Consider the following 15,421-nt stretch of genomic DNA (forward strand, 5'->3'; position numbering starts at 1 on the left):
GCATCCGTCGCGTGGGCCTCAGCCGAACTCGATCGGCAGACTGAGCGGCCCGCTCAGGCTCACCATCGGCTTCCACGGTGCCGGTCCGGCAATCCGCGGATTGCGGATCCGCTGCGTCAATACGGTCAGCGCCTCGGCGAGTTCGCGGCGAGCCAGGTTGGCGCCCAGGCAGTAATGGATGCCACCACCGAAAGTGAGGATCGCCGGAGCGCCAGTGCGGGTGATATCGACGCATTCCGGCTCGTCATATACCGCCGGATCCCGATTGGCCGCAGCGGTATTGACCAAGATCATGGTGCCTGCCGGGAACAGGTAGCCGCCGATCTCGGCGTCCTCGGTCACCAGCCGAAGGGTTCCGCAGGCGATCGGGGAATGGCGCATCGTTTCCTCGACCGCGTGCATTGCCAATTCGGGTCGCTCCTTGAGCAGTTCCCATTGCTCCGGGTGCGTGCACAGAACTTGGACCGAGGCAGCCAGCTGATTGCGGGTGGTGTCGGTACCTGCCAGCAACAGGCCTCCGGCGAGCATGCGCAACTCGACCGCGTTGAGGCGATCACCGTCGTCGGCGCGGATCAGATCGGAAAGCAGGTCGTCGGTGAGGTTGTGCCGGCGCCACGTCACCATTTCGTCGACGTAGTCGTCCAGTTCCGCCCACGCGCGCATGAGGGTGGGCTCGATTTCCCTGACGCCGGAGATGAAGCTGAAGGCCTTGAAGATCTCGTCAGCCCACTCCGAAAACTGTTGCCAGTCCTTGCGGGGGGCGCCCAGCAGGGCGCAAATGATGGGGACCGGGTAGGGCCGCGCGAGGTCGGTGACCACTTCGCAGCTTCCTGCGTCGACGACTTGGTCGACCAACTCGTTCATCATCGCGACCATGGTGTCGTGCAGACGCAGGGTTGCGCGCGGCGTGAACGCTTTTGAGGTCAGGCTGCGTAGCCGGTGGTGGGCATCGCCTTCCAAGCACAGCAGGCTGCCCATCACCTTGTCCCATAGTGGCCCGGACGTAATGCCCTGGAAGACGAGATTCAGGCCGGGCGGGATCTGAAATCGGGCATCGCGCAGCACGGACCGAGCCAGGTGGTGCGAGAGAATCTCGGGCCCGAACGGCCCCAGCGCGATCGGCGCAGACTGTTGTGCCACCTGGATGCGCGGATAGATGTCAGTGGGAACCTCGGCCGCGTCGTAGCTCAGGGCCGGCAGTTCCGCATCGAAAACGCTTGTGGCAGCTGCACCCACGGTCATTGCGGTCTCCTCGGTGACGGGCTACACGGCGACTTGTTCGAGTCGATCGGACGGCTGGACGTCAACGGGTCGGGGTCGTGCCACGATTAATCTCAACTGCTTCACCTACTCAGCTGATCGGCGGCGCGCTCCGTAGTGGTCAGGGACACCGCGGACAACTCTTAGCTAATGTATGGCCATCGCCGGTGGGATGTCAACGGACTCGGCGGGTGGAAGGCTACTTGGCGCTATTCTCATGCATCGGCCGGGCCAGCGCCATACTAAGCTGCAAAAACGTATGGCCGAAAGCATTCCGTGCGGTCGCGGTGTTGCCGACGTTGGCTGGGATACCGGGCTATGGCACGGGCCCGGGTCGGCGCCCGGCGCTAGTGTCCCGATCGGCGCCGCACCGCTAGTGTCCCTAGGGTGGACTTCGAGCTCGATGACGAGCAGCGAGCCTGGCTGGCTGAGGTGAGGCAGTTCCTCGCAGACAATGTCACTCCCGCGTTGCGCGCCGAGCTGGCCGAGCACGACCTCGAGTTTCAGGGCGGTGAACTCTCGGCATTCCGCCGCAAGATCGGCGAACGCGGCTGGTTCGGGCTGAACTGGCCCCGCGAGTACGGCGGCCTCGGGTTGACGGCCACCCACCAGCACCTGCTGATGAGTGAGTTCGAGTACGCCGGGGTGCCCGGACCGGATCTGACCGTCACTTCGGTGGCCCCGATGATCATGCGGCACGGCACCGAGCGGAACAAGCAGGACTTCCTGCCGGGTATCGCCAGGGGCGAAATCATCTGTGCAGTCGGCTATTCCGAGCCGAATGCCGGCACCGACCTGGCCAGCCTGAAGACGCGCGCTGTCCGGGACGGCGACGACTGGCTGATTACCGGATCCAAGATCTGGAATAGCGGGGCGCAGCGCTGCACGCACGAATGGCTGTGCGTGCGCACCGATCCTGACGCGCCGCGGCACCGCGGGATCTCAGTAATCATGGTCCCCATCGACACGCCAGGCATCGAAATCCATCCGCTGTACGCGTGGTCGGGCTACCGCACCAACGAGACATTCTTCTGCGACGTGCGCGTGCCGGCCACCAATCTGATCGGCGAGGCCAACCGTGGCTGGACCTACATCACCGGCGCGCTGGACCTGGAGCGTGGTGCGCTGACCAACGCCGGCGATTTGCGACGCGCCCTCGACGATTTGCTGGCATTGGCGTCCCAACCGCGACGCGACGGATCGGTCCCCGCTCGCGACCCCGCGCTCCGTCAGCGGCTCGCCCAGGCTGAGGCCGACGTGGAAGCGGCCAAGCTGATGGGCTACGAAGCGGCCTCGCTGCTCGACTCCGGACGGATTCCCACCGTCGAGGTCAGTGTCGAGAAGATCTTCACCAGCGAATTACGCCAGCGCATTGCGGATCTGGCGATCGACCTGCTCGGGCCCGACGGACTATTGGCGCATCGTAGCGCCGGCGCTCCCGCGGGTGGCTTCTTCGAGCGGCTGTACCGGGTTTCGCCGCTGATGCGGTTCGGCGGCGGCACCAACGAGGTGTTACGGGACGTGATCGCCCAGCGCGGTCGCGGGATGCCCTCCTACGGCCGGTGATCGCATGCGACTGATTCCCGATCAAGATGCGCAGGATCTGGCCACCATGTGCCGCAGCGTGTTCAGCGCCGATTGTCCGACGACGTTGGCGCGTGCACTGCACAGTTCCGACGGTGACCGCATCACCGCGGAACTGTGGAAATCGCTTGCCGAAGCGGGCGTACTCGGCCTGCCGATCGAGGAACGCTTCGGTGGTTCGGGCGGGACATTGGCCGACCTCGGCGTCTGCTACGTCGAAGCTGGGCGTGCGTTGTGCCCCTTGGTTTTCCACACTACGACGCTTGCTGCGCTGGCCATCGAATGGTTGGGCGGCCCGGCGGCGCGCGAGTCCTGGCTACCGGCACTGGCGTCGGGACGTGTGCGCGGGACCACCGCGCTGTGCAACCCACGCGACGCCGCCGACCTGGCGCCGCGGTTGCGCGCGCGTGCGGACGGCAACGGACGCTGGATATTGACCGGTCGCCTAGACTTCACCGCCGATGCCGACCTGGCCGATCTGATCGTCGTCAGCGCTGATACCGGCTCAGCGGTACTGGGTTTCGTGATCGACACCGCCGACCTTCACGTGGAACCTCTCGCGATGATGGGCGGGCATCGGGCGTTCACGGTGGAATTCGACGAGCTGCTCGTCAACGACCACCTTCGGATCCTGGGGCAGCTGGCTGATCCTGATCTGCGCCGGGTGGCCAACGCAGCCGTTGCCCTGTTCTGCCTTGACCTGGTGGGCGTAGCCGAGGCGGTGCTGCAACGCACTGTCGATCACACTCGGATGCGTGAACAGTTCGGCCGTCCAATCGCCTCATTCCAGGCCGCCCAACATCTGGTGGCGGACATGCATATCGCTTTGGCATCGGCGCGGTTAGCTGCCCACTCCGCGGTGTTCTGGATCGGTCGCGGCCACACCGCAACCCGCGAGACCGCAATCGCCAAAATGCATGCGTGCCGGGTCAAGCAGATCACCCTGGACGCCCACCAGTTGCACGGCGGCATGGGCTATGTCGTGGACACCGACCTACACCTGTTCTCCGAACGCGCACGCGTACTCGCCACCCTCGGGGGTGGTGCCGACGACGCCGCGAGATGGCTTGACGGTGAGATGAATTGGGAGGAACGAGGTTGAGTCAGAGCCTTATCGATCCGGACTCGATGGCGCGTGTCGGCAGCGTGGTGGCCACCGCTGTCGGCGAGGTGAGCCGGCGGGATTGGCAGCGGTGGGCCGCCGCGGTCGGCGACCACAACCCGCTGTGGTTCGAACCCGACTACGCCCACGCGCACGGATACCGCGACATCATCTGTCCGCCATTGTTCCTGCAGTACGCCATCCTCGGCGTGACGAGACTTGACGAACTGCGGTCCGACGGATCGTCCGGCGCCACGACCGGCAGCTTGTCGTTCCCACGCGCCCCGCGGCGAATGGCGGGTGGGGAAAGCACCACCTTCCACGGTCCGGCCTATCACCACGACCAGGTGAAACTGGTACGAACGATCGAGTCGATCGTCGAAAAGCGCGGCAAATCAGGGCAATTCGTGGTGGTCACCTGGCATGCCGAATACCGCAACCAACACGCCGAGCTGCTGGCCGAAGCTACGACGTCGATGATTGCCAGGCCCGCATGACCGATCAGATCCACTATGAAGACATCGAAACCGGCTCTGAAATAACGTCATTGACCGTTACGGTGACCGAGACGCAAATGTTCCTCTTCAGCGCCGCAACCTACAACGGGCACCGCATCCACTACGACAAAGTATGGGCACGCGACGTTGAAGGCTACGACAACGTCCTGGTCCAGGGGCCGCTGCAGGCAGCACTGCTGTCGCGGGCGCTGACCGACTGGATCGGCGGCGACGGCAGACTGGTCCGCTTCTCGGTGCAGAACCGCGCCATCGCCTATCCGGGTCAGGAGTTGACCTTCGGTGGTGTCGTGACCGGCAAGGCGGCCGGTCTGGTAGACCTGGACATCTACTGTCGGCGCGGCGAGGACGTGCTGATGCCCGGCACGGCCACGGTCGCACTGCCGCAGCGGGCCGAGCGATGAGCGGGTTGCGTGGCGAAGCGGCCATCGTCGGGATCGCGGAACTGCCCGCCGAGCGCCGTCAGAGTCGGCCACCGTCGTTCACCCTGGATCAATACGCCCTGCTGGCCAAGATGGTGATCGAGGATGCCGGTGTCGATCCCGCAGTGGTAAACGGGCTCTCGTGCCATGGCCTCGCGGAGTCGGACATGTTCGCGCCCGCCACCCTGTCGGAGTATCTGGGGATTCCACTGGACTTCGGCGATCGAGTCGATCTGGGTGGCGCCACCGCCGCCGGCATGGTTTGGCGAGCGGCCGCGGCAGTGGAACTGGGAGTGTGTGACGCGGTGCTAGTGGTGGTGCCCGGGTCGTTGGAGATTCCTGGCTCCGAGCAGCGGCCGGGCCGGACATTGGGCTGGTACGGTGCGTCGAGCAACAACTATGGTTCACCGCAGGCCGAATTTGAGATCCCGTACGGCAACGTCGGTCAGAACGCTCCCTACGCCCAGATCGCCCAGCGGTACAGGGCCGAATACGGTTATGATGCAGCTGCTTTGGCGCTCATCGCGGTACATCAGCGCACCAACGCCGGTGCCCACCCCGGCGCGGTGTTCCACGGCAAGCCCCTCACCGTCGAGGACGTGCTGAGCAGTCCGGTGATCGCCGATCCGATCCACATGCTGGAGACCGTGATGCGGGTGCAGGGCGGGGCCGGGGTGCTGGTCGCCAACGCCGACGTGGCACGCCGCGGTCGGCACCGGCCGGTCTGGATCAAGGGCTTCGGCGAGCACATTCGCTTCAAAACGCCAACGTATGCCGACGACCTCCTGCATACCCCGATCGCACGCGCCGCCGAAAAGGCTTTCGCAATGGCCGAACTGGATCGTGCCGATATCGATGTCGCCTCAATCTACGACTGCTACACCATCACAGTGCTGATGACCCTGGAGGACGCGGGGTTCTGCGACAAGGGCAGCGGGATGAGCTGGCTGACCGAACACGATCTGACCTTCCGGGGTGATTTCCCGGTCAATACCGCCGGCGGCCAGTTGTCATTCGGACAGGCCGGCATGGCGGGCGGCATGCACCACGTAGTCGACGGCGCACGTCAGCTGATGGGCCGGTCCGGGGTCGCGCAGGTGCCCGACTGCAACACCGCATTCGTGACGGGCAACGGCGGCATCATGAGCGAGCAGGTCGCCCTCGTGCTGGGAGGCGACTGACATGACCGATCCCCGCCCATTGCCCGAACCGACGCCGGTGTCACTGCCGTTCTGGGATGGGTTGCGCGAGAATAAGATACGGATCCAATATTCGCCGTCGTCGGGCCGCTACGTCTTCTATCCCCGCACTTTGACACCAGGGACGTTGGCCGACGACCTGGAATGGCGCGAAATCGACGGTGCCGGAACGCTGTATACCTACACGGTCGCGCGCCGCCCGACCGGACCGCCGTGGGCCGAGCGGCTGCCGCAACTCTTGGCGGTCGTGCAATGGGACGTCGGCCCTCGCGTCAGTACCGAGCTGGTCGACGTCGCACCCCACGACATCCGCATCGGCATGCGGGTCTCCCCGGTGTTCTGCGACACCGGCGCCGTGACGTTGTTGCGCTACAGGCCCGCCAGTGATTGAGACCCTTCAGCAGCTGCTGCGCTCCCGCCTGGACGACGACGCGGTGGCGGTGATACACGGCGAGCGGACCTGGACCTGGCGTCAGCACCTGGCCGAGGCCTCGGCCGAGGCCTCGATGGTGCTGAACTGCCTCGACCGACAACGACCGTTGCATATCGCTGCGCTGCTCGGCAATTCGCCGGCGATGCTGCGCGCGATGGCGGGCGCCGCGCTGGGCGGATACGTGCTGTGCGGGCTCAACACGACCCGTCGCGGGGCGGGTCTGGAGACCGACATCTTGCGCTCGGATTCTCAGCTGGTGCTTGTCGACAACGAGCACCGCGTGCTGCTTGACGCGCTCGACCTCGCCGGTGTCACCGTTGTGAACGTCGACGAAGCCGGGTACCGCCACGCGGTGGCGGCAGCGGGCCCCCTCGTGCCCGTCGAAGTGTCTGGCGCCGACCCGGTGGTGATCATCTTCACCTCCGGCACCAGCGGCGACCCGAAGGCGGTGCCGTTCGCGCACGCGATGGGAATCCTGTGCGGGGCCAGCCTGGTCGAACGCTTCGAGCTTACCCGCGACGACGTGTGCTACCTGGCGATGCCGCTGTTCCACTCCAATGGGGTCGCGGCCGGCTGGGTGGTGGCGCTCAGCGCGGGTGCGGCGATGGTGCCCGCCAAGTTCTCGCCGTCGCGATTCCTGGCCGACATCCGCCGCTACGGCATCACCTACCTGAACTATGTCGGCAAGCCACTGGCACTGGTGCTGGCCACCCCCGAGCAGCCCGATGATGCCAACAACTCGCTGCGCGCGGCATTCGGGAACGAGGCCACCGAACGCGACATCGAGCAATTCGCAAGGCGTTTCGGATGCCGGGTGGTGGACAGCTTCGGCTCCAGCGAGTTCGCCGTTGTCGTTATGCGCGAAGACGGGACGCCGGCCGGTTCAATCGGCAGGGGGTATCCGGGCGTCAGCGTGTATCACCCCGACACCCTGACCGAGTGCGCCGCGGCGCTTTTCGACGAAAGCGGTGCACTGGTCAACTTCGACGAAGCTGTCGGGGAACTGGTCAACACCTACGGTTCGGGTGGATTCACCGGCTACTACAACGACACCGCGGCCACCGACGAGCGGATGCGACATGGCATGTACTGGTCGGGTGACCTGGCTTACCGCGACGCCGACGGCTGGATCTACCTGGCCGGGCGAACCTCGGACTGGATGCGGGTAGACGGAGAGAACCTAGCTGCCGGACCCGTCGAGCGGATCCTGCAACGCCTACCCGAGGTCAACCATCTCGCCGTCTACGCGGTGCCCGACGAACACGTCGGTGACCAGGTGATGGCCGCTCTGGTGCTCAACAGCCAAGCGGCGTTGACACCCAAGCAATTCGGTGAGTTCCTGGCAGCACAACCGGACCTCTCGCCCAAGGCCTGGCCACGATACGTACGGATCGAGGCCGCGCTGCCTCGGACGGCGACCAACAAGATCCTCAAACGCGAACTCATCAAGGCCGGCCCGACAGCCGGAGGCGGCGGTGTCTTGTGGATGAGGGAGGATCGCGGAAGACGTTATGTGGCCGTAGCGGGTTAAGCGACCCGTGCCGGAGTCCGGGCCGGGAAGGTCGGCACAGATCTGCGCAAGTGCTCGCTTGCCTGATCCCGGCATCGCTGAACCTGTCCGTCATACAACGGTGGGCCGGGCGGTTGCCATTGGAGTGGTCCCATGCGCCCGGTCAAAGGGTGTTCGAGCACGCTGACGGCGGCGTTGCGAAGAACGACGAACCCTATTCTGCGGGAGCGTGTTTGGCGGCGCAGGAGCTGCCGTAATCAACCTGCCAGTGCTTGATACCGGTGATGAACGGCGAGCGCAGCCGCACGGGTTCGGCGACCGACGTGAGGTCGGGCACGGTGTCGGCGATCGCGTTGAACATCAGGTCGATCGTCATGCGGGCAAGGTTGGCGCCGATGCAGTAATGCGCGCCGGTGCCGCCGAATCCGACGTGCGGGTTGGGGCTGCGCAGGATGTCGAAGGCGTACGGGTTGTCGAACACGTCTTCGTCGAAGTTGGCCGAGCGGTAAAACAACACCACTCGCTGGCCCTTTTTGACCGCGACACCGCCGACTTCGGTGTCGACCACGGCGGTGCGCTGGAATGCGGTAATCGGTGTGGCCCAACGGATGATCTCGTCGGCCGCAGTCGTGGGGCGTTGCGCCTTGAACAGATCCCACTGGTCGGGGAAGTCGGTGAACGCCATCATGCCCTGGGTGATCGAATTGCGGGTCGTCTCATTGCCGGCGATGGCCAGAGTGACTACGAACATGCCGAACTCGGCCTCGGACAGGTTCTGGTCGGCGTCGGCCTGGATCAGCGTCGAGACAATGTCCGGGCCGGGGTTTTGGGCCTTTTGGGCCGCCAATTGCATGGCATACCACATCATTTCGGCTGCAGCTGTCAAAGAGTCGTGCTCGGCGAACTCAGGGTCGTCGCTGCCGATCATCTGGTTCGACCAGTCGAATAGCTTCTCGCGGTCTTCCACCGGTACGCCGAGCAACCCGGCGATGGCCTGCAGCGGCAATTCGCAGGCTACCTGTCGGACGAAGTCGCCCGAGCCCTCGGCGGCCGCACGGGCGGCGATTTGCCGCGCCCGCTCAGCGAGGTCGGTGCGCAACCGCTCGACGGCACGGGGTGTGAACCCGCGGGCGACGATCTTGCGCAACCGGGTGTGCTCGGGGTCGTCCATCATGATCATCGACGCCCGCCCCGCCTCGATCTGCGCCGAAGCCAGCTCCTGTGGGTAGCGCGGCACGACGGACTTCTCGGCGGACGAGAACACGTCGCTGCGCAACGATACGTCGCGAACATCGCGGTGCTTGGTCACCACCCAATAGCCGCCGTCGCCGAAACCGCCTTGATCCAAGGGCTGCTCGTTCCACCAGACCGGCGCGGTGGCGCGCAACTCGGCGAATTCCTGCACCGGCAGTCGGTGCGCATAGATGTCAGGATCGGTGAAGTCGAAGCCCGGTGGCAGGTTCGGAGCGGCCATGGGACTTCCTCCTCGACGAGGTGCCAAGCGCAGCGTTGCGCCCGATCGTAGTCGCTGACCCGGCTACGGAGAAGAGCTCGCGTCCTGATGGCATCAATTCGGCCGTGAGTCAGGGGATTTGAGTACCGCATCGGCATCAAGGTGGGTTGCGGCGGCGACCACCACGCGGTCGATTTGCCGCAGCTGATGCAGGACAGCAGGATGTCGACGCGGATCCGGCCCGGGCCGGCCGGGATCGAAGGTGTCGTCGTGCGCTCTGGCCAACGTTTCCGCGGCATCCAGGGCATCGGAGGCCGAGACGATGGTCGCCGGGTGCTCGCCGTCGAGGGTGGCGACCAATGCGTCGATGTTGCGCCGAACCTGTGTTGCGGCATGGGTCACGGCCTCGGCGAGCTCAGCGGGGCAGTCAGGGTCGTGATACTGCTCGCTGCGGCGAGCCAGCACCCGGGCGTAGCGATCACACGCGGCGAACAGTCGCAAGCTGCGCTGGATGCTGCGCCGGCCGGCCAGTCCGGTCACGCCGGCAAGCAGGGGTTTGGCGGTGGCCCGATACTGCTGCAGTTTGCGGTCGAGTTGCCGTGCCTGCTCCGTCGGGCTGCCGGTCGGGCCGCGGCCGAACATCTCGGCCATGGATGTGTCGATCAGCGTTGACAGTGCCGTCAAGAACTCGCGGGTGTCGCTTCGCACGGTAGCGCCAATATTGTTGGGCAGCACCAGGATTGCCACCGCTACCCCGATGACGGCGCCGATCGCGGTCTCCTCGATCCGGAGCACCAGTACGTCCACGCTGAATTGACCCATCAGCCCGTACAGCAGCGCCAGCATTGTGGTGATCCAGAACGCCATCAGGCTTTGGGTCACCTGCATGAAGTAGAACGCGCAGAAGAGGCACACGAACACCATCACCAGCGACGCGACCTCGTCGCCGGCGAACAGGGTGGCGACCATCATCCCGCAGGGCACTCCCAGGGCGGTGCCCAGCAGCCGCTGCCAGCCCTTGGTGAGGCTTTCGCCCCAGGTGTTGGTGCCGGCGAAGACCACGAAGGCCGCGATCACGGCCCAATACCAGCGGTCCGGTGACACTTGGTCACCGGCGATGATCGCCAGCGCCGCCGCGACGCTCGCCTGGATGGCTTGCCGCGTCGTCGGCCGCAGCCGCGCGGCGGCGGGTTCGGCATCGGATTCGGCGTCCGGCTCGAGATGCTCGTCATCCGGTTCGCGATCCTGACCGGCGTCGTCGGCAACCTGCTCGACTTGCGTCCGTGCCTCGGAAGTGGCCGTCGCGGCGGCGATTATCGACATGGCGAGCCGGCGTACCGCTGTCTCGCCCAGTCCTTGCGAGGTAGCAGGATGCTCGTCGAGCACCCGCTGAGCCCGCTCCGCGGCCGCGTCTAACCCGTCGCGGGTTCCAGACCTGATGGCCCGCGCAAGTCGGGTGAGTGCGCCGATCAGTTCACTGAGGGTGCCGGCCGGAATCTCCGAAGCAACCAGTGCCGCACGCTGACCCGCGAGCGCGACCCATTCGACGGCCAGTTCGGCATCGAACAACCACGGCGCCAGTCGTTCTCCGATCGGGGTCGGGTTTGCTTTGTCCTCGATCCGGTCCTGCACCATCAACGCGGTGTCGTTGAGGCGTGCGACGCGGGCACGGACCCGGCGGCGGTGCCGCTCGTCGAGCTGGCCCGCTTGCAGCCCATCGGCGGTGGTATCGACCACGATCGCCATGCGTGCTCGCAGCGAGCGAATAGTCGCTCGCAGCACGCGTTCTGGATCATCAGGGAGCACGTAGGCCGTCATCAAGAACGTGAAGAAGGTGCCCACTACCACGGCGCCGACCATCCACGGCACCTCGCGCACGCCGGCCCGCAGGTAGAGGGTGAAGAAGTAGGCCATGAAACCCACCATGCCCAGCGCGCGACCGCGAGCGCCGAATCGCCGGACGTAGACAGCGACGAAAACCACCGCCACAAAGACGGCGTCGCCGGCGATTCGATGCGGTGCCAGCAGCGTGGCCACGACAATGGACAGAGCCGCCGGCAGCGGCAGCATCGCCATCGTGATCCGCTGCTCGCGAGGGTCGGGCTCGTTGACCGATCGGGCCGCCACCATGGTGATCACCGCACCGAGCAGGGCGACGGTCAGCGGTTGCCCGGTCGCCCGGGTCAGCAAGAACATCACCAGCAGGGAACAACCTAGGGCAAGTGTTGTGCGGATAGCCAACCTCAGTCGCAGCAACCCCGGATCGGAGCCGATCGTCCAGGTCCGCGCCCGCTGGTAGAACGCCGCCGCCGGTTCGGGAATCGTGGCCTGCCTCATCCGTCGGATCGATCAAACGCGGTGTCGACGCGCGAGCCGGGCGATTGTGTTGTGCGCAAGAAGATCCGCTACAGGGCCGGAGTGAACTTGATCGCGACGAGTTTCAGCCGCTCGATCGCCTCGGCGAATTCCTGCAGCGTCGGGATGTGGTTGTCGCGGAATTTCAGCCCCATCAAGCGCTGTGCCTTCTTGGCCCCATAGGATTGCGCGCAGCGCAGGTACAGTTCGTGCGTCTTGGCCCGATCCTCGACGATTTCACCGCGCATCGGCCTGGTCTGGCCGTCGTAGACGACCTGCGCGGGGCCGCCCCCGGAGAAGTTGTACTTCCAGTGGGCGCCGGCCAGTGCATAGAGGTCTGCGGAGTGGCCGTCATTGATGACGTGAGCGCTCACCGGAATGGAAAACTGCTTCCCCGATTTGCGACCGCTGAACCTGAGCACCATCAGCTGTTTACGCAGCGGACCGGCCAATGGCGTGCCCAGCAGAAAGCCCAGCACGGGGTTGACGGCACGGAGCAGCGCCGACGGCGGGTGGCCGATATCTACGGCATAGGACTGTTCAGTCATAGATCAACCGTAAGACCAATCGCGGTCGGGCGCGGCCAGCAGTACCGACAAAACGAAGCGCCGCGAAGCCAGCCCGGCTCCGCGGCGCCCCTCGTTGGCGGTCTAGGTCAGGGTGTGATGACGGTCTGGTCGTCGATGGTGTGGGTGACGTCCATCAGCGTTCTTGTCCCTGAAGCTGTCGTCGACGGTGTAATGGGCTTGACCCGGCGACGGACTCGGCGTCCCGACGAGGTCGAAGTCGACGTCGACGGCGAGGTGGAGACATTCGTGGAAGTGGAGGTCTTGAATTCGCCGGTTCTGTGCCGGCGATGTCGGACTGACACGAGTCGAACATGTCAAACGGTCCATAGATAGCTGGCGCGTCGTTTGCCCAAATACGCCCCTGAAGGCCGTGCGTGGAGTAATGAGACTGCTATGAGGTCGCGGCGGGTGTGGCGGGTTCTCGTCGCGATGCTTGCGGTGCCGGTCCTGTTCGTCCCGTTGATCGCGGGTTCGCCGACGGCCTACGACGGCGAACCCACCACGGTCGTCAATCCCGTCGATCACGTCGACACCCTGATCGGTACCGGGACGGGGGGCAAAGTGGTGGGGGAGATCAACAACTTTCCGGGCGCCACGGTGCCGTTCGGCATGGTGCAGTACTCGCCCGACACGGTGAACAACTACGCGGGTTACGCGCACGACAATCCGCGGGCCACGGGGTTTAGCATGACCCACGCATCGGTGGGCTGCCCTGCGTTCGGCGACATCTCGATGTTGCCGACCACCACCGCCACCGGTTCGCAGCCCTGGTACGCGTGGGAGCGCATCGCCCACGACCGCACCGAAGTCGGAACGCCCGGTTACTACGCGGTGCGGTTCCCCGACACCGGGGTGAAAGCCGAACTCACCGCGACCACCCACACCGGCATCGGACGATTCAGCTATCCACACGACGGCCGGCGAGCACTGTTCCATGTGCGTTCCGGTGCGTCGTTGGCCGGCGCCTCACGCGCCGCCATCCAGATCAACGAGGACAACACCACGATCACCGGCTGGGCGACCAGCGGATCGTTCTGCGACAAGTCCAATACCTACACCGTCTACTTCGCGATGAAGTTCAGTCAGCCGTTCAGCTCGTACGGCACCTGGGATGGCTACTCGGTGGCCGACGGGTCCCGCAGCTCCAATTCCCCTTACAGCGGGGGATATGTCGAGTTCGACGCCGGCTCGGTGGTCGAGGTGCGAACCGCGATCTCCTACGTCGGCATCGATGGTGCCCAGGCGAACCTCGCAGCGGAGGGCGAAAGGAGCTTCGACGACACGCACGCGGCGGCTGCCGACGAATGGAACGGCGCGCTCAAACGCATTGCGGTGGCGGGTCGCAACCCCGGCGACGTGCAGACCTTCTACAGTTGCCTGTACCGGTCATTGTTGCACCCCAACACATTCAACGACCACGACGGCCGCTACATCGGCTTCGACAACATAATCCACGTTGTACGACAAGGGCATACGCACTACGCCAACTACTCCGACTGGGACACCTACCGCAGTTTGGCCGCCCTGCAGGCGCTCATCTTCCCCGAGCGGGCCAGCGATATGGCACAGGCGCTGGTCGACGACGCCGAACAGAGCGGAGCGCTACCCCGCTGGGCGCTGGCAAATGCTGCGACAAGCCAGATGACCGGCGACAGCGTAGTTCCGCTAATCGTGAGCCTATATATGTTCGGGGCCAAGGACTTCGACACCCGGACGGCGCTGGCCTACATGGTCGACGCCGCGACCCGCGGTGGCGTCGGACGCAACGGCTACGTGGAGCGGCCGGGAATCGAGACCTATCTACGGCTGGGCTACGCCCCGCAGCTGCCCGAATTCGGACCGGGCGCCTCGGTCACGCTGGAGTGGTCGATCGACGATTTCACCATTGCCCGCTTCGCCGATGCACTGGGCGACGCGGCGACGGCCGGGGAATTCCAGCGCCGCTCCCAGTACTGGCAGAACCTGTTCAATCCCACCACCGGCTACATCTCCCCGCGCGGCCCCAGCGGCTTCTTCCGCACGGGCCCGGGATTCATCGAAAGTCACACGGGTTTCGGCCAGTTCGGTTACGACGAGGGCAATGCTGAGCAGTACCTGTGGTGGGTGCCCCACAACGTGGCCGGCCTGGCCACCGCCCTGGGCGGTCGCGCCGCGGCGGCGCAGCGGCTCGACAGGTTCACCCAACGCATCAACGTAGGCCCCAACAAGCCCTATCTGTGGGCGGGCAACGAGCCGGGTTTCGGTGTGCCGTGGTTATACAACTACTTCGGCCAGCCATGGCAAACCCAGCGCACTGTCGACCGCGTGCGCGGTCTGTTCGGCCCCACTCCCGACGGCGCTCCGGGAAACGACGACCTCGGCGCGTTGTCCAGCTGGTATGTCTGGGCGGCGCTCGGCCTGTACCCTAGCACCCCGGGTACTCCCATCCTGACAATCGCCACACCGCTGTTCGACCGGGCCGAAATCAGCCTTGGGGCAGGCAAATCCATTCGAATCACCGCGCCCGGCGCCTCCGGCGTCAATCGGCTCAGGTACATCCGGAGCCTCAGTATCGACGGGCAACCCACCGATCGCACGTACCTGCCCGAGTCGATCATCGGAACCGGCGGTGATGTCTCCTTCCTACTGTCGGGGCGTCCCGACAAGTCCTGGGGCACCGCCGAATCCTCGGCGCCGCCGTCGTTCGAGGCAGGTAGTGCGACGGTCACCATCAACGTCGCCCAACCGATCGTGGCCATCGCGCAGGGGACCACGCGCACCGTCGAACTCGACTTGCAGCGGATGCTCGCCGGTGTCGTCGACTACCGGGTCACCGGTGCCGCCGCGGCCGGCGGGATCACCGTGGCGCCGGTTTCCGGACGCTTCGACGACGACGGTTCGGCGACGGTCGACGTCGCAATCACGGTGGCGTCGTCGGTGCCCGACGACAACTATCCGGTGTATCTGACGACAACCGTCGGCGACACCAGCAGGCGAGCCGTCGTTCTCCTGGTGACACGGCCGTCATTCGACGAATAGC

General features: G+C 65.5%; 12 protein-coding genes. 8 read left to right on the forward strand and 4 right to left on the reverse strand.

Going from position 1 to position 15,421, the window contains the following annotated elements; translation table 11 throughout:
- Nucleotides 1-18: 18 nt before the first annotated feature.
- Entirely contained in the window at nt 19-1,242 is a 1,224-nt protein-coding gene (locus tag H0P51_RS04680) for a cytochrome P450 (RefSeq protein ID WP_180916861.1), read from the reverse strand.
- Nucleotides 1,243-1,647: 405 nt separating this feature from the next.
- Between H0P51_RS04680 and H0P51_RS04685 the strand changes: the two genes are divergently transcribed.
- The 7 genes from H0P51_RS04685 to fadD1 are packed head-to-tail and all read left to right on the forward strand — an operon-like array spanning nt 1,648 to nt 8,046.
- A complete protein-coding gene (locus tag H0P51_RS04685; protein ID WP_180916862.1) occupies nt 1,648-2,826 on the forward strand; it encodes an acyl-CoA dehydrogenase family protein in 1,179 nt (392 codons plus the stop codon).
- A gap of 4 nt (nt 2,827-2,830) precedes the next feature.
- Complete coding sequence (locus H0P51_RS04690) at nt 2,831-3,946, forward strand: acyl-CoA dehydrogenase family protein (protein ID WP_180916863.1); 1,116 nt, start codon at nt 2,831-2,833, stop codon at nt 3,944-3,946.
- A 26-nt stretch (nt 3,947-3,972) separates the two neighbouring features.
- Nucleotides 3,973-4,443: a MaoC family dehydratase gene (locus tag H0P51_RS04695; protein WP_180918745.1), complete on the forward strand. Its 471-nt coding sequence runs from the start codon at nt 3,973-3,975 to the stop codon at nt 4,441-4,443.
- On the forward strand, nt 4,440-4,865 hold the full coding sequence (locus H0P51_RS04700) for a MaoC/PaaZ C-terminal domain-containing protein (RefSeq protein WP_180916864.1): 426 nt from the start codon (nt 4,440-4,442) through the stop codon (nt 4,863-4,865). Before H0P51_RS04695 ends, H0P51_RS04700 begins: the two co-directional genes overlap by 4 nt.
- Nucleotides 4,862-6,064 carry a thiolase family protein gene (locus H0P51_RS04705; RefSeq protein WP_180916865.1) on the forward strand — a complete coding sequence of 401 codons (1,203 nt, stop codon included), beginning with the start codon at nt 4,862-4,864 and terminating at the stop codon, nt 6,062-6,064. Before H0P51_RS04700 ends, H0P51_RS04705 begins: the two co-directional genes overlap by 4 nt.
- A gap of 1 nt (nt 6,065) precedes the next feature.
- Nucleotides 6,066-6,473, forward strand: a complete 408-nt coding sequence (locus tag H0P51_RS04710) for a Zn-ribbon domain-containing OB-fold protein (protein WP_180916866.1) — start codon at nt 6,066-6,068, stop codon at nt 6,471-6,473.
- A complete protein-coding gene (fadD1, locus tag H0P51_RS04715) occupies nt 6,466-8,046 on the forward strand; it encodes a fatty-acid--CoA ligase FadD1 (RefSeq protein ID WP_180916867.1) in 1,581 nt (526 codons plus the stop codon). The genes H0P51_RS04710 and fadD1 overlap by 8 nt, the downstream gene beginning before the upstream one ends.
- A 193-nt stretch (nt 8,047-8,239) precedes the next feature.
- Here the strand turns inward: fadD1 and H0P51_RS04720 are convergent, their stop codons facing one another.
- From H0P51_RS04720 to H0P51_RS04730, 3 genes are all read right to left on the reverse strand, one after another.
- A complete protein-coding gene (locus tag H0P51_RS04720; protein WP_180916868.1) occupies nt 8,240-9,499 on the reverse strand; it encodes a cytochrome P450 in 1,260 nt (419 codons plus the stop codon).
- 93 nt (nt 9,500-9,592) lie between these two features.
- On the reverse strand, nt 9,593-11,815 hold the full coding sequence (locus H0P51_RS04725; RefSeq protein ID WP_180916869.1) for an FUSC family protein: 2,223 nt from the start codon (nt 11,813-11,815) through the stop codon (nt 9,593-9,595).
- 68 nt (nt 11,816-11,883) lie between these two features.
- Nucleotides 11,884-12,381 carry a hypothetical protein gene (locus H0P51_RS04730; RefSeq protein WP_180916870.1) on the reverse strand — a complete coding sequence of 166 codons (498 nt, stop codon included), beginning with the start codon at nt 12,379-12,381 and terminating at the stop codon, nt 11,884-11,886.
- A gap of 414 nt (nt 12,382-12,795) precedes the next feature.
- On the opposite strand from H0P51_RS04730, the gene H0P51_RS04735 reads away from it, so the two are divergent.
- Nucleotides 12,796-15,420: a GH92 family glycosyl hydrolase gene (locus tag H0P51_RS04735; protein WP_180916871.1), complete on the forward strand. Its 2,625-nt coding sequence runs from the start codon at nt 12,796-12,798 to the stop codon at nt 15,418-15,420.
- The last annotated feature ends 1 nt before the right edge of the window (nt 15,421 follow it).

Origin of the sequence: Mycobacterium vicinigordonae (assembly GCF_013466425.1) — a bacterium.
Classification (GTDB): Bacteria; Actinomycetota; Actinomycetes; order Mycobacteriales; family Mycobacteriaceae; genus Mycobacterium; species Mycobacterium vicinigordonae.